This is a genomic window from Kangiella spongicola, from assembly GCF_003194565.2.
Lineage (GTDB): Bacteria > Pseudomonadota > Gammaproteobacteria > Enterobacterales > Kangiellaceae > Kangiella > Kangiella spongicola.
Genome location: NZ_QICH01000002.1, coordinates 503,312 through 520,747 on the forward strand (window position 1 = coordinate 503,312; position 17,436 = coordinate 520,747).

A 17,436-nucleotide genomic window follows, 5' to 3' on the forward strand; every position below is an offset into this window, starting at 1 on the left:
GCTTAGAACCTAAGCCTAAGCTAACACAAACTGAGTTCAATTATTAACGATAGCCAATATCTGACTTGAGCTGCCCTATAAAATCATCCACATCATTCGAGTTTAACAAGTGTTTGGCGATGACTTCTTTTTTGCCGGCGGTCGTTTTCACCGCGACATGGTAGTAACGCTTATCCCCTGAACTCATGTTGCTGTCTCTAACAATATCGTCTATTTCGGCGGTGTTAAAACGATAGGTTTTTGGAATTAAGGCGCCTTTACGGCAATGCAAAACTCCTGAACTGGTGATAATTCTGCTTCTAAATAACATCACGTTCACGCCTATCAGTAACACTAAAAGCCCAATTCCGCCAAACGCAATAAGGAATAGCCAGCTAGTATCAGCGATAAATATCCCAACGCCAATAGCCGTGAATATCAATCCAAATAGAAACGTCGCTATGCCCAATCCTTTATGCCTGAAAGGCTTGAAATAATACTCTTTGCCATAGTTGTTATAGCTTTCGACGATGCCCAGATAGCGCCAGTCGCCACCCTTCGCGGTTTCTTGCAAGTTGTCGGCATGACTAAAGAGATCTTCTGTAAGTGGCTCATCGTCGAGTCTATGCGCCACCACAAATGCAGGAAGCTCGAACATTAATTTTAAATCTGGGCCTTTTTGCTTTTGCTCAACTTTTAATACCCACTCAATTTTATTATTGGGGTTTTTACCGCTGGATTCAGGTAATCCCTCGGGGATTTTGACATTAAAGTCAACTCGGTATTCATTCTGCTGAGTCTGCTTGGCTTGTAAACGCTGATCATCCTGCCAAATGATCGTGGTCGTGGTTCGAGTTTCTTTGCCGGTACGGCGTCGGACGACTCTTTGACAGCTCAGGGTTAGCATGACTTCTTGCTGATTGATATTGCCATTAATGATGACCGAGCCCGAGCTTTTACCGCCTATGGCGAGGGGAGTCTGCTGTAACTCTACTGTCGATTCGCCGTATTTTTTATCACGCAAATAATAAAGCACGGCAACGCCAATCATAATCAGACCCACTAAAGGGAATAAAAACACCAGCAGTTTTAATGGCTCTTTAAGTAGATTTCCTTCATGGATGACGGCGATGGTTGCGGGTAACGAAATAAGGTTCCAGATGACGGCAAAGAAAGCTATAAACTTGAAGGCGTTTTTAGTTGTGTTCTTAAAGTATTGTCCTTGCCACTCTTTGCGCCATAACCAAGGCTCTTCAGGGTGAGACTCTTTTAAAGCACCAACTTCTTGTAAAGCTTTCGCACCCCATCGAGACCACAACATGATGCCTAAGCCGACACCACCAAACACAAACAAAAAGATCGACTGAAAGCCTAACATGCCCCAGCGCATGGTTCGATCGAGCACGCTCTCGCTCGGCTCGTTAGGATTAACATACGCCGTCACACTTTGTTGATTGTTTCTCGCGCGCTGTAATTTCCTATATAAATCCTCCTGATAAGAACCGATATTATCGGTGCCAGGGTAAAAATTGATTTGATTAGACTGATAGGAATTACCTTGATATAGATATTGGTAAGAGCCTTTTACGCCATAAGAAGTGCTGTTATCGCCAGTCGATGTCACTAGCTCCAGACTAGTAATTTTGGCATCGACCGGCTGCCAACTTTGCGCACGCCAGACATCATAGCTGGACAATAAGCCCCAGATAAATATCCCCAGACCGGCCAAGAAAAAAACACCACCAAAAACCGTTAAACAGCCAGAGCCTTTTTTCATAATGATTATTCTTATCAAGATTTAAGCATAAAGTACCAGAGTTTAAGCCGAGCAACAATTTTGAAGGACAAGTCGAGCTATCCCCCTGACAATTCTCGATAAAATGATAAGTAACCCTATAAAACCTGCCAAATCAGCTGGTAGTACCCCTTCAACATAAAAAAGCGTTACAATAGCGCCATATTTTAGTTTGGAGTTGTTTTTTATGATTATTAAGCCAAAAGTACGTGGTTTTGTTTGTACTACGTCACACCCACAGGGTTGTATCGCTCACGTTAATGAGCAGATTGAATATGTTAAGAATAATAAGCCTGAAATTACGGCAGATAGCCCTAAGAATGTCTTGGTGATTGGTTCTTCGACGGGTTACGGCCTGGCGTCGCGTATTGTGTCTGCGTTCGGTTATGGCGCTAAAACGCTTGGTTTATTCTTCGAAAAAGAAGCAACCGAGAATAAAACAGGTACGGCGGGTTGGTATAACAACCGTGGTTTCGAGCTTGCAGCGAACGAAGCTGGGCTTTGGAATAAGTCGATCAATGGCGATGCTTTTTCGCACCAAGCGAAAGAAGACGCCATCAAAATCATCAAAGAAGAAATGGGGAAGATCGATTTAGTGGTTTACTCACTAGCGTCTCCACGCCGTCAAGATCCTGAGACTGGCGAAGTTTATAAGTCGGTTCTTAAGCCTATTGGCGAAGCTGTTACCGAAAAGACACTAAACACTGATAAAGGCTTGGTACACGATATCTCTATCGACCCGGCGACTGAAGAAGATATTCAGAACACGATTAAGGTTATGGGTGGCGAAGACTGGGAGCTTTGGATGAAAGCCCTAGACGAAGCAGGCGTTTTAGCTGATGGCGTTAAAACCACGGCTTACACCTACATCGGTAAAAAGCTGACATGGCCTATTTATGGTCACGCAACGATCGGCAAAGCAAAAGAAGATCTCGATCGTGCGTCACACGCGATCCACGAGAAGCTTCAAGAGAAGTACAACGGCAGCGCCAACGTGTCGGTCTTAAAAGCAGTGGTGACTCAGGCAAGCTCGGCGATCCCTGTGATGCCGCTATACATTTCATTACTATATAAGGTGATGAAGGATAATGGCGTGCACGAAGGTCCTATCGAGCAGATTCGTGAGCTTATCGTTGAGCAAATGTACGGCGACAATGCGGTATACGACGATACTCGTCGCTTCCGCGTGGACTTGAAAGAGCTTGATGACAAGATTCAAGAGGAAGTCGAGCGCCTTTGGGAAATCGCTTCAACCGAGAACATCAACGAGATCTCGGACTATAAAGGCTACCAGCATGAGTTCTTTAAGCTGTTCGGCTTTGAAGTTGATGGTGTTGATTACGATAAAGATACTAGTCCTATCGTTTAGTTGAGTACCACAATACTTAGTATTAAAGGCACCTTCAGGGTGCCTTTTTCTTTTCTGGTTAACCTATAAAACATTGTTCAAAAACCAAACAAGCCAAACTTGCATTAATTATACTAATCACGAAAATGCCAATGCAGATATGGTTTTAGGTACAAGTCAGCACTGCATTAACTGTCAGTTTTCTTTACATTCTTATATAAAACAATAACTTCTGAACGTGCAACAGTTAACATTTTACATTTTACCCTCTAGCCAAAGAGGATTAACCACGATAATCTATAGTCATTGTTTGAGAATCATTGTCTTCCCCAAGATTCAAACGATTAAATAGATAGGTTTATCAATGCGCAAGCCATTAGCCCACCACACGGTGGGCTCTTTTTTTGCCTTAATATAATTGCTGCTTATCTGTACCAATACCTTTCCTAACATATTTCCAAAAAGATACGTCGCTCTATCGTCTTTACTTTAGCCAAGCCAACATTTGATACAGCATCGCTATTCGGGTTTTTAGATCGTTTTCTTCAAGGATTGCTTGCTTCTGGAATTCGTTTACGGGCAGAAACTCGGTCAGTCGTTCGACCACAAAGTCCATACACTGCCAACGTTCAGGAGATTCGATGATTTCTACTTGGGGGTGCTGAGTTAGATCTTCGAGCAGGTTTATCAATTCATTTTGCTCGCCGCTGATGAGCGAGTCTTCGAGATTATCAATAAAAGATACGTTTGCGCTGATCAGGCGATCAGGCAATACCGTTTGGCTATTGATGGTAAAACGTTGGCGCCCGATACAAGTGAGCAATAAGATACCATCTTGCTTTTGATCGAAATCAACAATTTCAACATAAGTCCCTAGCTTGAAGGGAGTCGCCGCTACCCCTGTTTCATTGCCTTTTTTAATAAGGCAAACGCCAAACCCTTGGTTGTTGGATAATTGGCGGGCAATCATGTCCAGATAGCGCTGTTCGAAGATTTGTAATCGAAGCACGCTATCCGGAAACACTACACGTTGTAGTGGGAATATCGGGAGCACACTAGTCTTGCTCTGTGATTGCTGAGTGTTAGGCACGCAAACCAATACCTCGGTTTAGTAGGTACATAGCAAAGCTAGTCAATATAGCAATGAATACCAAAATAATAGCGAAAGCAATTCCGATCTGGATATCTGATTTGCCTAAGAAGCCGAAACGGAAAGCGTTCACCATATAAATAATTGGGTTTAGCTTTGAGACGCCTTGCCAGAACTCTGGTAGCAGGCTTATCGAGTAAAAGACACCGCCAAGATAAGTCAGTGGCGTTAAAATAAAGGTCGGAACAATGGCCACATCATCAAACTTTTTCGCGAACACCGCGTTAATCAAACCGCCGATGGCGAATAAAATTGATGTTAGCAGTACCACGCTTATCACCACCCAGAAGTTATGGATCTGGAGGTCGACAAAGAAGGACGCGACGATTGTGACAATTAGGCCAGTAAATAGGCCGCGAAGCACACCACCACCGACATAGCCCGCCAAGATTACCCAATTCGATACGGGCGATACCATCATTTCTTCTATCGAGCGTTGATATTTCGAGCTAAAGAATGATGACACCACATTACCGTAGGAATTAGTGATGACCGACATCATAATGAGGCCTGGCACGATATATTCCATATAACCAAAACCGTCCATCTCACCGACTCGTGAACCGATTAGGTTACCAAAAATAACGAAATACAAAGTCATTGTGATGGCTGGTGGCAATAATGTTTGCGTCCAAATGCGCGTCCAGCGAGTAATTTCTTTTATAACAATAGTTTGGAATGCGACTAAATTCATGATTTCGCCTCCCCGTGTGGATTTTCGACCAGACGCACAAATAATTCCTCAAGGCGGTTTGCTTTGTTGCGCATACTCAGCACCGTAATACCCTGCTTACTTAATTCTTCAAAGACACCATTCACGCCGTCGCCTTTGTGAACGTCCACTTCGATACAAGTTTCATCGCGCACGCGAACGTCGTAACCATTAATCTTGGGCATGGTTGCAGGTAGTCCAGTGGTATCTAGTACAAAAGTTTCCAGATCCAGCTTAGCAAGCAACGCTTTCATGCTGGTATTTTCAGCAATTTCACCATGATTAATAATGGCAATATTGCGACACAAACTTTCCGCTTCTTCGAGGTAGTGCGTAGTTAAAACAATGGTTGTTTTCTTCTCACGGTTTAATTCTTGCATGAACTCCCACATGGAGCGGCGCAGCTCAATATCGACTCCAGCCGTCGGCTCGTCAAGAATTAATAGTTTAGGCTCATGAATCAAACCACGAGCAATCATCAAACGACGCTTCATACCGCCCGACAGTTCACGCGACTGAGCGTCACGCTTATCCCACAAACCGAGCTGTTCGAGCAATGGCTGTGCGCGTTTCTTTGCTTCTTTACGCGAGATACCATAATAACCAGCCTGCTGAACAATAATCTGCTCAACCCCTTCAAACATATTGAAGTTAAACTCTTGTGGCACTAGGCCAAGCTGCGTTTTGGCAGCAGCAAGGTTTTTATCAATGTCATGCCCGAAGACTTCAACTTGTCCTGAGCTTTTATTTACCAATGAGCAGATGATGCCGATAGCAGTGGATTTACCCGCACCATTTGGCCCCAGTAGCGCAAAAAAATCACCCTGTTCAACTTCAAGGTTTATGCCCTTTAAAGCCTGGGTTCCATTATCATAGGTCTTATATAAATCTTTGATCGATAATGCTTTTGTCATTTAAATACCATATTTATTTGGTTTGCTTTTTCATCACTCCAATTAATTAATAAAAGAGTGTGAAGTCATCAATTGCCGCTATATCCCCAGCGATGGCCGAGGTTATGCTCGATATTGAGATGGTCAAGAATTCGAGCCACCATAAAGTCTACCAAGTCCTCTATCGTTTTCGGCGCGTTATAAAACCCGGGCGAAGCAGACATAATGGTAACACCCATTCGCGATAAACGAGTCATATTCTCTAAATGGATTGTGTTAAAAGGTGTTTCACGCGGGACTAAAATTAGCTGCCCACGCTCCTTCATCACCACGTCGGCTGCGCGCTCGATTAGATTGTCTGAAGCGCCGTTAGCTATCGCGCTTAAGGTGCCAGTACTGCAAGGACACACAATCATTTGCTTCGGCGCACTCGAACCACTAGCAACTGGCGACATCCAGTTATCGTTAGAAAACGCGACTATTTTGCTAGCCTCAATCGATAATTGTTCACACAACTGTTGCTCAATAACGCTTGGCGATTTATTAACCTTAATCTCGCATTCGGTCGCTAACACCACTCGCGCAGCTCCAGACAGCATCAGGTAAACTTTCTCGTAATGCTTAGTCAATTCTTGCAACAGTTTTAGCGCATACGGTGCGCCAGAGGCACCGGTGATCGCTAAGGTAATTGCCTGGTTTTGATAATTGCTCATGGTTAAGCGAGTTGCTCCAATAGCTTGTCGTGAATTCCGCCAAAGCCGCCATTACTCATGACGAGGATTTGGTCGCCTGATTGTACCATTTTTGCGGTGGCTTGCAGAATCGCGTCCACGTCTTCTAATATTTGGATGCTGCTCAGTCTTTCAAGCTGCTTTTGAGGGAATTGCCAGTCGAACTCTGCGGGCTTATGGATAATGACGTGATCTGCTTCTTTTAGCGTGGGAATTAAGCTGTCTTTATGAATACCCGAGCGCATAGTCGCCGAGCGTAAATCTAAGATCGCGATAATGGTTTTATCGCCAACCTTCTTCCTAAAACCGGCTAGAGTCGTTTCGATAGCGGTTGGGTGATGTGCAAAATCATCATAAACTGCCACACCGCCCGCTTCGCCCTTAAGCTCCATACGACGTTTTACATTACGAAATTCGGACAAGGCATCACAGCAATGGTGCGCCGGAACGCCCGCATGACGCGCCGCTGCGATAGACGCTAGGCCATTGATGACGTTGTGCATGCCAATTAATTCCCAGTTCACTTCGCCCTGCTTTTGCTGTGCGAAAAACACTTCGAAATGGCTACCATCGTCTTTGAGCAGTTTAAATTGCCAGCCATCTTCAGGCCCAATCAGCTCTTTCTGTGACCAAAAGCCCATCTCGACTACTTGCTGTAAGTAGTGCTCTTCCTGCGGATAAATCACTAAGCCATTGCCGGGTACGATTCGGAGGAGATGATGAAACTGAGTTTTAATCGCTTCGATGTCTTTGAAAATATCCGCATGATCAAACTCAAGATTGTTCATGATAAGAGTGCGCGGACGATAATGCACAAACTTAGAACGCTTATCGAAAAAGGCCGTATCGTATTCATCAGCCTCAACCACGAAGAATGGCGATTCGGTAAAACGCGCCGACAAACCAAAGTTCTCAGGGATGCCACCGATTAAGAAACCCGGGTTAAGATTGGAATACTCCAAGATCCAAGCGGTCATACTCGATGTGGTAGTTTTTCCATGAGTACCTGACGCTGCTAATACCCACTTATCTTTAAGGATATTCTCAGACAACCACTGTGGCCCTGAACGGTAATTTAACCCCTGCTCCAGCACATACTCCACAGAAGGGTTGCCACGCGACATGGCATTACCCACCACCACACAATCGGTGTGCTCAGGGATATGCTTAGGGTCAAAGCCTTGAATCAACTCAATGCCCTGCTCTTCAAGCTGGGTACTCATCGGCGGGTAAACGTTTTGGTCGCTACCGCTGACCGAAATTCCCTGCTGTTTCGCCAGCAGCGCGATGCCACCCATAAAGGTGCCACAGATACCGAGAATGTGAATATGCATGGGTAATTATGAATTCTCTGATGATACTTTGTCGACAATCATAAGCTAAGCATCTTTTTTCGTCATCTTTTCAAGAAAGAAATCTCAAAATACGGTAAGATCGGCACAAATTTGTAGGCTTCTCGGCCTGACAAGACACTTTCAGTTGATGAGCTGAACTATTCGCGTCACGAGCAAAACAGTAGGCGCAGTAGCTAATAGAAAGCTCGATAGCACAAGTTTTCAAAGGAAATACTATGCCAAAGAAGAAGTACAATGCTTTTTACGCCCAATCTGGTGGCGTAACTGCGGTAATTAACGCAACTGCTTGCGGTGTGATTGAAACTGCTCGCAAATCGATGAATATCAATAAGGTTTACGCTGGTCGTAACGGTATTATTGGTGCTTTGCGTGAGGAGCTTATTGATACCAGCAAAGAGTCGAAAAAAGACATTGCTGCGTTGAAATATACGCCTTCTGGTGCTTTCGGATCTTGTCGCTACAAGTTGAAAAGCCTTGAAGAGAACAAGGCCGAATACGAGCGTTTAATTGAAGTATTCAAAGCACATGACATTCGCTACTTCTTCTATAACGGTGGCGGCGACTCGCAAGACACAGCCAACAAAGTATCACAGCTTGGCGAGAAGATGGGTTACCCCATCACTTGTATCGGTATTCCGAAAACTGTCGATAACGATTTACCGATTACCGACAACAGCCCAGGCTTCGGCTCGGTCGCTAAATACGTCGCAGTGTCGATTCGTGAAGCAGCTTTCGACGTTAGATCCATGGCGGAAAGCTCGACCAAAGTCTTTGTTATGGAAGTGATGGGGCGTCATGCGGGCTGGATTGCGGCCGCTGGTGGTTTAGCTTGTGAAAAAGAAGGCGATGCGCCACACATAATTCTGTTCCCTGAAATTGCGTTCAACAAAGAAAAGTTCTTGAAGAAAGTTCAAAGTACCGTTAAGAAACATGGCTATTGCGCGATTGTTGTTTCTGAAGGTGCTGCTTATAAAGACGGGACTTTCTTGGCCGACGCTGGAACCGTCGATGCCTTCGGCCACAAGCAATTAGGCGGCGTGGCTCCTGTTGTGGCAAACATGATCAAAGAAGAGTTAGGTTATAAATACCACTGGGCAGTGTGTGATTACTTACAACGCGCCGCGCGTCATATCGCCTCTGAGACAGATGTTGAGCAAGCCTACGCAGTGGGGCAAGCCGCAGTAGAGTTTGCTGACGCTGGAAAGAACGCGGTTATGCCAACTATCGTTCGTAAAAACACTAAAAAGTACAGCTGGACGATTGGCGAAGCGAAGCTCGAAGACGTGGCTAACGTCGAAAAGAAAATGCCTCGTAAGTACATCACGCGTAATGGCTTTGGTATTACCGAAGAGTGTCGCGAGTATTTACAGCCACTGATTGTTGGTGAGTCTTACCCTTCGTATAAAAACGGTTTACCACAATACGTGGAGCTTAAAAACGAGCTCATCAAGAAAAAGGTTAAAACCAATTTCGAGATTTAATCGTTTCATTTGTTAAAAAAAAGGCCTCAACAGAGGCCTTTTTTATTTTCATGTAAAATTAACAGGTTAATTCCAATTGTTCTTTCAGTCCTGATCCATATTAAATTCAATCTTTACTGTTTGCCCTGCGCTTGAAATAGGCTGACCATTGGTCATAGCGGGCTTGAACTTCCACTTTTTTAGGGCTCTTATAGCCTCTCTATCGAAAATTCGTTTAGGCTCGGAATTTAAAACCGCTATATTCGATAAGGTACCACTGGTATCAACGTCGTACTTCAGCAAAACCCAGCCTTCCAAGCCTTTCTGTTGTGCTGAAACCGGATAATTAGGTTGCGTGCGATACAAGGGCATGGCCTCTGATTCTTGGGTAAAAGCCATTTGCGGAAGCTTACCGAAACCTCGCGGTAATGAGGTTTCAACCTCAGGGTCCACAGATGACCACTCTTCGATTACAGAGTCAATTTCCGAGGTTTCAATAACCTCCCCTGATGGCTCTGGTGTCGGCTCTATAGCTGGCGGCTTGGGTGGCTCAACCTTAGCTGGCTCTGGTATTGGCTCCTCCTTTGGTAGTGTCACTGTGTCTATGGTTACCACTGGAGGCTCATCCACAGCGGTCGGCTTATCGTCTTTAATCAGCAAACTCATCAAAAACAGTAACCCTGCAGTCACCACCAAAGCACTCACTACCGATATAATAATTCTCATCATATTACCCCTTTATTGTTTTCTCAGTGATATAAACGCGGCACTAAAGAAAAGGGGTTAAAATTATTATGATTGCTTTATAATCAGAATAATTACAGCTCAAACATCATAATAACGATTGAAGGACTGATCACTTACTATGCTTTTACTACCTGCTGAAAATGCTATTTCAAAAACCAATCCGCCCTATTTAACGGTGTTATTAATATTGGCGAATATCATTGCCTTTGTGGCATTTCAGAGTAACGATAATCAAGCCTTTGCCGATGCAGGCGACTATTACGTAGAAGCTGAGTTACTGGATACAGAAAGGCAGGCTTTTGAGAAGTACGCCCAAGAACACCGGTTAGAGCTTTATCAGTCCATCCATAACAATCAGTTTCTTCCTGATGAATACCTCATACAGATCATTCTGGCAGATAAACACTTTACTCACCACATTACAACGCTTAGCAGCTACTCGCTCGACTGGCGCCAGAAGCGTCAGAAAGTAAACGACACCTTGGACGAGACGTCCATTTACAGTTATGCGTTCTACCCTTCAGAACCCAGTATTTTCACAGCTTTTACTCATATGTTTATGCATGGTGGCATTGATCATTTAATCGGTAATATGCTGTTTTTGTTTCTCTTTGGGTTTAATTTAGAGTTATTGCTCGGTCGTGGAAAAACCTTGAGTTTGTATATCATTTCGGGGCTCGCTGCAGTTACGTTCTTTGCTCTTACCACCACGGATAAATTCGTTCCGCTCGTTGGTGCATCTGGTGCTATAGCTGGCCTGATGGGCGGCTTTTGCGGCTGGTATGGCTTACGCAATATTCGCTATTTTTATTGGTTTTTTGTGATTTTTGACTATATCAAACTGCCCGCCGCTCTAGTCTTCGTCTACTTCTTGGCAAAGGAGTATATTATGTCCAATATTAGCGATGATAATGTGGCTTACATGGCACACTTTGGCGGACTTGTGGCTGGTTTTATCTGTGCTTTAATTTTCAAATATCTACTTAAGCCCCAACAGCTCGCCGTTGCCAGCAGTAGTGAACCAGAACAAGAGCGCTATAATCCTACTCGCGCTAAATACGAAGAAGCGTGCTTGGCTTTCCAGCAACTAGACTTCGATAAGGCACGGTTATTATTTTCACAACTTATCGAGAAGGACCCGACACAGATTGATTATTACACCCAGCTTTTTGCGCTGGAAAAAATCAGTCCAGACTCACACCAGTTTGAAACCTTGTGTAACTTGATATTGTTACGTTCGCTTAATGATGATCGTTTTAGTCAGCTAGCCGAAAAAGTGATTGATGAAATAGTAGCTAACGGTAAAGGGCTTAAGCGGGTACCAGCCGATACCTTAATCGAATACGCCACTAACTTGGTCAAAAAAGGCAAGCTGCACCAAGCCAAACCCATCATTAACTTCGTCGCTAAGTACTACGACTTTAATGAAAAAACACCCAAGTTATTGTTTAAGTTTGGCCTTGGTTGTGAACAAACTGGCGATTACCATACCTATAAAAAAGTGTTTACCTATTTAGGCAAAAAGCATTCAGGGACTTTTATTGGTGACGAGGCGCAAAAAGCTTTAAGCAAACCTGACGCTTAAAGCTTTCTGCTAGATTAGATAAAATAACTGATGACTCTGCTTTCGGTTTAAGCCGAAGGCAGCTTCTGTTGCATCGACTGACAAACCTGGCGCAGCTGCTCGGCTTCCCTTTGATGCCCACCGCGAGGATACTTGCTCAATAGTTTGTTAAGCATTTGAAGCGCTGAAGTATCGTTATTCATGACCTCCGACTCAAATCGCGCTCGCGCTAACATGAGCCAAGGTAAGTTAACGTCGGTTTGAAGCTTTTCATTAATGGCGCTTAGCTTATTAACATCTTCTTCGTAACGCTTGTGCTTCATATGGTTAATCAGCACAGTTCTAGCTCCTGCGTTCGTCGGCTTGAAGCGAGCCTCAAAGCCAATGATTTCGAGGTAGAGCCTTAGCGCATCGCCTCCAATAGTTGCAAGCTTAGGGTTTTTATAATAATTGTTCGCGGCTTTGACAACGCCAACAGGATTGCGTCGCACTATGTTTAATCTGACCAATCTCTCGAGGGCTTTTACGGTATGCGCTTTGTCATTGGCTAAATCGTATAAAACATCCTCTGCGTCCTCGAAGCGCCCTTCCTGGATATAAACATCCGCTTTGGCCATTAACCTCTTCACGACTCCGGTGTCATCATTTTCAAGCAAGTTTTCGGCATCGATGCCATAACCCAGTTCAGTATGATATTGGAAGGCAACGTAACCGAACATGCTGAATTTTACGATATAAAAATACGCCAAAACGCCGAACAGTAACGGGTAGGCGATAGCTTGAGGCAGCCAGAAGTGAAGCTGACCTTGTGCGAACTCGAGCCCAAGATCGATCAAAAATGAAAAGCCAAACAGCAAAAGGTATGGCCAACCCACAGCTCGAATACAGCTCGCAATCCTTGCCGGGTTTAGCGCTGAGCTCACGTGTTTTTCCATAGCTAACACTATCAGCATGGCCGGTGAGCAGAATGATAGAATAGCTATATACGGTAAGATAAATCCACCACCGAAGATAAGGTAGCCGATATAGCCGAGTCCAATTAACTCTATATATAATAAAATCACCTTAAAGGTCATCGAGTCGGAATTGAAGACCAGAGCTTCATCGTAACTCGGGGCATTCATGTTACCCCGAGCACCTCGTGTTAATACCGTGAAAACATAACCTATCCCTATTGAGTATAATGCTAATAAAAGGAGAAGCTGGATCATGACTAACGGTATAAAATCCGTTATCAGTCCGATAACAAACGCAATTCCCATATAGGTTAACAAGAACTTAGAGGCATTTTCTTGCCAAGGATATTTATTAAATTCAGAAAGCTTGTTCCAAAAAGGTGTTACTTTATCACTTACGCCATAAGACTCGAGGTGAGTGCGGCACAAGAGGCATCGGGGGGCGATTTCCCTTGGGTTTATATCACAACAATTTACGCAAAACGATATGTCGCACTGATGACAATACCACTGTGCTTTATCCTGTGTATGGTACTTACAATTCATTCCCTGTTCCTGTAATTTTTTTGGTTACTGTATTAATAATAATCTCGATACTTTAGCAAAATTAGCCTAGGTTGAGAATCACAGGAAAGCCGCTAATTGAAAGTACCTTATAGAGGTAGGGTCAGATGTTAAGCATTCAGCTAGGTTCCGCCACTGGAGCGACAGAACCCAGACACTTTTAAAGTAGTGGTGCAATCACTAAAGACACGATCGCCATCACATTAATCAGAATATTCATGGATGGGCCAGAGGTGTCTTTAAATGGATCGCCGACGGTATCACCAACCACCGTTGCCGAGTGAGCTTCGGAACCTTTACCACCATGATGACCTTTTTCCACATACTTTTTGGCGTTATCCCAAGCACCACCAGCGTTCGCCATCATCAGCGCTAAAGCAACCGCACTGACTAAAGCCCCGCCGAGCATACCGCCTAGCGCCTCAGCACCTAGCAAAAAGCCAACTAGAGGTGGCGCTGATACTGCGATTACACCTGGCAGCACCATCTTTTTCAAAGCTGCCGTAGTTGCAATATCGACACACTTAGTGGTGTCTGGCTCAGCATTACCTTCCAGTAAGCCTGGAATTTCGCGGAACTGCCTGCGAATTTCATGGATCATGGCGAAAGCTGCATCGCCCACCGCAGTCATGGTAATGGCTGCAATCAAAAACGGAATAACACAACCGATAAATAGCCCCATCAGAACCGTGGGGTCACCTAGGTGCAACACAAAGTCTTCGACGCGATGTGCCTGTAGCGTTTCTACAAAAGCTGCAATAATCGCTAAAGCCGCTAGAGCCGCCGCACCAATGGCAAAACCTTTTCCAATCGCAGCGGTGGTATTGCCTAGTTCATCGAGCGAGTCAGTAATCTTACGCGTATCTTCTCCAAGCCCCCCCATTTCAGCGATGCCGCCTGCGTTGTCTGCTACTGGCCCATACGCATCGATCGCCATAGTGATACCAACAGTCGCTAGCATGCCAACAGCCGCTATGCCAACGCCGTACAAGCCCGCTAATTCTGTGGATAGGTAGATTATTGCAGCAATCGTTAATATCGGTAACACCACCGACTGCATGCCCACCGAAAGACCTGTAATCATTACCGTCGCTGAACCCGTTTCGCCGGACTTTGCGATTTTACGAACTGGTTTTGATGAGGTGTAATATTCAGTGACTAAGCCGATAACGATGCCCCCCACTGCACCACACAGTACTGCAAGCCAAACGTTTACCGAGATACTCATTGAGCTCAGTAGGAAATAGCCTGCAATAATAAACAAGATCGCTGCGCCGATAGTGCCCGCCCTCAAAGCAACTTCAGGGCTCTTATTCGACATCAACTTGACCATGATAATGCCAATAATTGAGCAGATAAGGCCCACCGACGCTAACGCGAGTGGCGCCGCCATTAAGGCATTCTTGCTGCCTAAGTCGGTACTGACTAAAGTAGCCGCAATGGCAATCGAGGCGATCATGGAGCCACAATAGGATTCAAAAATATCCGAACCCATACCAGCAACATCACCCACATTATCACCAACATTGTCCGCGATAACGCCTGGGTTTCGTGGGTCGTCCTCTGGAATTCCAGCTTCGATCTTGCCCACTAAGTCCGCACCGACATCTGCTGACTTGGTGAAAATACCACCACCGACACGGCTAAATAAAGCCACGCTTGAAGCGCCCATACCAAAGCCATGAATATAGTGTGCGCTAGTTGGATCAGAGCCGAAGTACCAATAAAGTGCACCTAGGCCTATTAAACCGAGGGAAGCGACACATAGCCCCATGATAGAGCCACCAAAGAAGGCAACGCTTAACGCTTCCGCCGCGCCCTTACTGTGGGCCGCGGTGGTCGTTCTAACGTTTGCTTTTGTGGCGGTGTACATACCGATATAACCCGCTAGGGCCGACGAAATAGCACCTACGGCAAAAGCGAGGGCAGTATTATGCCCGAGCGGAGAAAACCATAGGATAATAAGCAAAATGCCCGCAAAAATTGCGAGCATTTTATATTCACGGTGCATAAAGGTCATGGCACCTGAGTGGATAGCGTCTGATATCTTTTTAATCGCACTATCACCTTCTGGATACTTTTTTACCACGCCATAGATGATATAGGCGATTATTAGTCCTAGCACTCCTAGTGCCGGTGGCAGGTATAGCATATCTTGCATAAAGCCCCCATTTACTTTTATCTCATTGAAAGTTATATGAATTTTTTTCTTAGTGCCTTCAGTCTATAGCAGTTTTAGCGATTGTACAATTTATAGACAAAATGATTGTCTACTAACCAATTTATTTTGTCTCAAAAGACGGCTATAATACGCGCCCTCTAGGGCTACTGCCCCAACGCACTAACACGCATAAAAGGTAAAGTAATGAGTTTGGATAACGTACCTGCTGGTAAAAACGTCCCAGAAGAAATTAATGTAATTATCGAGATCCCTGCGCACAGCGATCCTATTAAGTATGAAGTGGACAAGGACACGGGCGCTGTATTTGTTGATCGCTTTATGGCGACTTGTATGCACTACCCAACCAACTATGGTTATGTAAACCAAACTTTGTCTGCCGACGGCGACCCAGTGGACGTTTTGGTTCCAACACCATTCCCACTAATTCCAGGCTGTGTGATTCCATGCCGTCCAGTTGGTGTTTTGAAAATGACCGACGAGTCTGGCGAAGATGCTAAAGTTGTTGCTATTCCTACTGGTAAACTAAGCACTATGTACCAAGGAATTCACGACGTTAAGGAGCTTCCAGAGTTACTTCTTAATCAAATCGAGCACTTCTTCCAGCACTATAAAGATCTTGAGCCAGGTAAATGGGTTAAGATTGCTGGCTGGGAAGGCGCTGAGTCTGCCAAAAAAGAAATTCTAGACAGCATCGAAATGTACAAAAACAGCTAAGTTATAGCTCAAGCATTTCAGCTATAAAAAAGCCCGCGTCATAAATCATGCCGCGGGCTTTTTTGTAGCTATTTATCGTACCAGGCTTTTATACAGAAGCTTAAACCACTAATTGGCGCAATAACTGACGCTCTTTTTGATATAACCAAAATAAACGTTCCTGAATTCGTCCGCTTTGAGGTTGCTTATCCAACGCTTTACGATAATCTTGCTGTGCTTGGCGCAGGCTTTTTAAAGAGTCGAGCGTCTCTACTGAAACTACTTGCTCGCCTTGCTTAATCTGATAACCCAAGCGTGCATAATAATAAGCGTTTGCTTGCTGCAAGCTACCTATGGTTAATAAGTATGAGTTAGGTATTTGCGCTTGTTGAGTAACTGTTTTTGTAACAACTAGTGGCTCATCTGAATTCTTATCCTGCCCTAGATATATAGGTGACAAAGCCGCAATTAGCACGGCACAAGCTGCTACAGAGTAGGTCCACCAAGGTTGTTTCTTCTTGGCAACACTCTCTGCATCGTCCTTGGTCTTTTTGTCTAACTCTATGGCCTGCTCAATCTGCGACCAGCGATCTGGCGCTTTTGCCTCGCTTGGTAGCTGATTAAGCTGTTTCAATAAGTCGTTATCATTACTCATAAATACCTGCTTGTGGTTACTCTAACAACTCTCTCATTAATCCGCGCGCTCGATTAAGATGCGCTTTACTGGTGCCTGAAGCAATGTCTAGCTGCTGGCCGATTTCTTGATGGGTCATTCCAATCAAATCATGTAATACTAAAACATACCGCGCCTGTGCCGGTAACTGCGCGATCGCTTTTTCAAGATCCATCTGCGAAGCACTGTGGGTAGCAGCTAGACTTTGTTCGAATTCACGTTCCCAATCATGATCTTGCACCAGATCCAAACTATTTTTTCGTTTATCAGCGAGCACTGTATTCACAGCAATTCGATGCAGCCATGTTGAAAATTGGCTATCGCCTTTAAATGAGGATAGCGCCTGCCAGGCTTTTATAAAAGTCTCCTGCATGAAATCTTCAGCGTGTGACTTACAGCCAGACATGCGTAAACACAACAAAAATATATGGTTGGCATGGTGGCGGTATAAGTTTTCGAACGCACTAACCGAACCTTCCTGGGCTTTTTTTACAAGCTCAAGAATCGATTCTGGCTGTAAGGGTTTAGCGTCAACTGCCAACAAAGTACTTACTGCGGTCTGTTTTCTTATTAGATGATGATTGCAGTAAAAAGGTTTAAACGCAAAGCAAAAAAAAAGCCTCGCTTTGGGGGC

Annotated in this window: 15 protein-coding genes; 4 read left to right on the forward strand and 11 right to left on the reverse strand. The window is 44.6% G+C overall.

The genetic code is table 11. The features are described from left to right. Window positions 1-43: 43 nt before the first annotated feature. The gene (locus tag DL796_RS07985; protein WP_110201172.1) at window positions 44-1,756 is read right to left on the reverse strand and encodes a DUF3592 domain-containing protein; all 1,713 of its coding nucleotides are present in this window, start codon (window positions 1,754-1,756) and stop codon (window positions 44-46) included. Between the two features lie 205 nt (window positions 1,757-1,961). On the opposite strand from DL796_RS07985, the gene fabV reads away from it, so the two are divergent. After that, window positions 1,962-3,143 (forward strand): enoyl-ACP reductase FabV, encoded by a 1,182-nt coding sequence (gene fabV / locus DL796_RS07990; RefSeq protein ID WP_110201173.1) that lies wholly within the window; start codon window positions 1,962-1,964, stop codon window positions 3,141-3,143. A gap of 463 nt (window positions 3,144-3,606) precedes the next feature. On the opposite strand, the gene DL796_RS07995 is transcribed toward fabV, so the two are convergent. The 5 genes from DL796_RS07995 to mpl form a co-directional block, all read right to left on the reverse strand. Beyond that, window positions 3,607-4,176, reverse strand: coding sequence for an LON peptidase substrate-binding domain-containing protein (locus DL796_RS07995; RefSeq protein ID WP_227593014.1), 570 nt, complete (start codon window positions 4,174-4,176; stop codon window positions 3,607-3,609). A 28-nt stretch (window positions 4,177-4,204) separates the two neighbouring features. Then, entirely contained in the window at window positions 4,205-4,966 is a 762-nt protein-coding gene (locus tag DL796_RS08000) for an ABC transporter permease (protein WP_110201175.1), read from the reverse strand. Then, window positions 4,963-5,898, reverse strand: a complete 936-nt coding sequence (locus DL796_RS08005; protein ID WP_110201176.1) for an ABC transporter ATP-binding protein — start codon at window positions 5,896-5,898, stop codon at window positions 4,963-4,965. Before DL796_RS08005 ends, DL796_RS08000 begins: the two co-directional genes overlap by 4 nt. A 68-nt stretch (window positions 5,899-5,966) precedes the next feature. Beyond that, window positions 5,967-6,590, reverse strand: a complete 624-nt coding sequence (locus DL796_RS08010; protein WP_110201177.1) for a flavin prenyltransferase UbiX — start codon at window positions 6,588-6,590, stop codon at window positions 5,967-5,969. 2 nt (window positions 6,591-6,592) lie between these two features. Further along, window positions 6,593-7,942, reverse strand: coding sequence for a UDP-N-acetylmuramate:L-alanyl-gamma-D-glutamyl-meso-diaminopimelate ligase (gene mpl / locus DL796_RS08015; protein WP_110201178.1), 1,350 nt, complete (start codon window positions 7,940-7,942; stop codon window positions 6,593-6,595). 236 nt (window positions 7,943-8,178) lie between these two features. Here mpl and DL796_RS08020 point away from each other — a divergent pair, with 236 nt between their 5' ends. Next, window positions 8,179-9,444, forward strand: a complete 1,266-nt coding sequence (locus DL796_RS08020) for a 6-phosphofructokinase (protein WP_110201179.1) — start codon at window positions 8,179-8,181, stop codon at window positions 9,442-9,444. 84 nt (window positions 9,445-9,528) lie between these two features. Here DL796_RS08020 and DL796_RS08025 read toward each other — a convergent pair whose 3' ends face one another. Beyond that, window positions 9,529-10,152 (reverse strand): energy transducer TonB, encoded by a 624-nt coding sequence (locus DL796_RS08025; protein ID WP_146205081.1) that lies wholly within the window; start codon window positions 10,150-10,152, stop codon window positions 9,529-9,531. A 136-nt stretch (window positions 10,153-10,288) separates the two neighbouring features. On the opposite strand from DL796_RS08025, the gene DL796_RS08030 reads away from it, so the two are divergent. Then, window positions 10,289-11,755 carry a rhomboid family intramembrane serine protease gene (locus tag DL796_RS08030; protein ID WP_110201181.1) on the forward strand — a complete coding sequence of 489 codons (1,467 nt, stop codon included), beginning with the start codon at window positions 10,289-10,291 and terminating at the stop codon, window positions 11,753-11,755. A gap of 47 nt (window positions 11,756-11,802) precedes the next feature. Here the strand turns inward: DL796_RS08030 and DL796_RS08035 are convergent, their stop codons facing one another. Both DL796_RS08035 and DL796_RS08040 read right to left on the reverse strand, forming a co-directional pair. Further along, window positions 11,803-12,858 (reverse strand): hypothetical protein, encoded by a 1,056-nt coding sequence (locus DL796_RS08035; RefSeq protein WP_227593015.1) that lies wholly within the window; start codon window positions 12,856-12,858, stop codon window positions 11,803-11,805. 556 nt (window positions 12,859-13,414) lie between these two features. Continuing rightward, window positions 13,415-15,415, reverse strand: a complete 2,001-nt coding sequence (locus DL796_RS08040) for a sodium-translocating pyrophosphatase (RefSeq protein WP_110201183.1) — start codon at window positions 15,413-15,415, stop codon at window positions 13,415-13,417. Between the two features lie 204 nt (window positions 15,416-15,619). On the opposite strand from DL796_RS08040, the gene ppa reads away from it, so the two are divergent. Beyond that, window positions 15,620-16,150 (forward strand): inorganic diphosphatase, encoded by a 531-nt coding sequence (gene ppa, locus DL796_RS08045; protein WP_110201184.1) that lies wholly within the window; start codon window positions 15,620-15,622, stop codon window positions 16,148-16,150. A gap of 100 nt (window positions 16,151-16,250) precedes the next feature. On the opposite strand, the gene DL796_RS08050 is transcribed toward ppa, so the two are convergent. Together DL796_RS08050 and DL796_RS08055 are read right to left on the reverse strand one after the other, a co-directional pair. Beyond that, window positions 16,251-16,784, reverse strand: a complete 534-nt coding sequence (locus DL796_RS08050) for a hypothetical protein (RefSeq protein ID WP_110201185.1) — start codon at window positions 16,782-16,784, stop codon at window positions 16,251-16,253. Between the two features lie 16 nt (window positions 16,785-16,800). Next, on the reverse strand, window positions 16,801-17,343 hold the full coding sequence (locus DL796_RS08055) for an RNA polymerase sigma factor (protein ID WP_110201186.1): 543 nt from the start codon (window positions 17,341-17,343) through the stop codon (window positions 16,801-16,803). Window positions 17,344-17,436: the final 93 nt, after the last annotated feature.

What these genes read in the sequence shown, in the direction of transcription:
- DL796_RS07985 (WP_110201172.1), bottom strand. Translation starts at nt 1,756, where the DNA reads ATGAAAAAAGGCTCTGGCTGTTTAACGGTTTTTGGTGGTGTTTTTTTC.
- fabV (WP_110201173.1), top strand. Translation starts at nt 1,962, where the DNA reads ATGATTATTAAGCCAAAAGTACGTGGTTTTGTTTGTACTACGTCACAC.
- DL796_RS08000 (WP_110201175.1), bottom strand. Translation starts at nt 4,966, where the DNA reads ATGAATTTAGTCGCATTCCAAACTATTGTTATAAAAGAAATTACTCGC.
- DL796_RS08005 (WP_110201176.1), bottom strand. Translation starts at nt 5,898, where the DNA reads ATGACAAAAGCATTATCGATCAAAGATTTATATAAGACCTATGATAAT.
- DL796_RS08010 (WP_110201177.1), bottom strand. Translation starts at nt 6,590, where the DNA reads ATGAGCAATTATCAAAACCAGGCAATTACCTTAGCGATCACCGGTGCC.
- mpl (WP_110201178.1), bottom strand. Translation starts at nt 7,942, where the DNA reads ATGCATATTCACATTCTCGGTATCTGTGGCACCTTTATGGGTGGCATC.
- DL796_RS08020 (WP_110201179.1), top strand. Translation starts at nt 8,179, where the DNA reads ATGCCAAAGAAGAAGTACAATGCTTTTTACGCCCAATCTGGTGGCGTA.
- DL796_RS08025 (WP_146205081.1), bottom strand. Translation starts at nt 10,152, where the DNA reads ATGATGAGAATTATTATATCGGTAGTGAGTGCTTTGGTGGTGACTGCA.
- DL796_RS08030 (WP_110201181.1), top strand. Translation starts at nt 10,289, where the DNA reads ATGCTTTTACTACCTGCTGAAAATGCTATTTCAAAAACCAATCCGCCC.
- DL796_RS08035 (WP_227593015.1), bottom strand. Translation starts at nt 12,858, where the DNA reads ATGAATGCCCCGAGTTACGATGAAGCTCTGGTCTTCAATTCCGACTCG.
- DL796_RS08040 (WP_110201183.1), bottom strand. Translation starts at nt 15,415, where the DNA reads ATGCAAGATATGCTATACCTGCCACCGGCACTAGGAGTGCTAGGACTA.
- ppa (WP_110201184.1), top strand. Translation starts at nt 15,620, where the DNA reads ATGAGTTTGGATAACGTACCTGCTGGTAAAAACGTCCCAGAAGAAATT.
- DL796_RS08050 (WP_110201185.1), bottom strand. Translation starts at nt 16,784, where the DNA reads ATGAGTAATGATAACGACTTATTGAAACAGCTTAATCAGCTACCAAGC.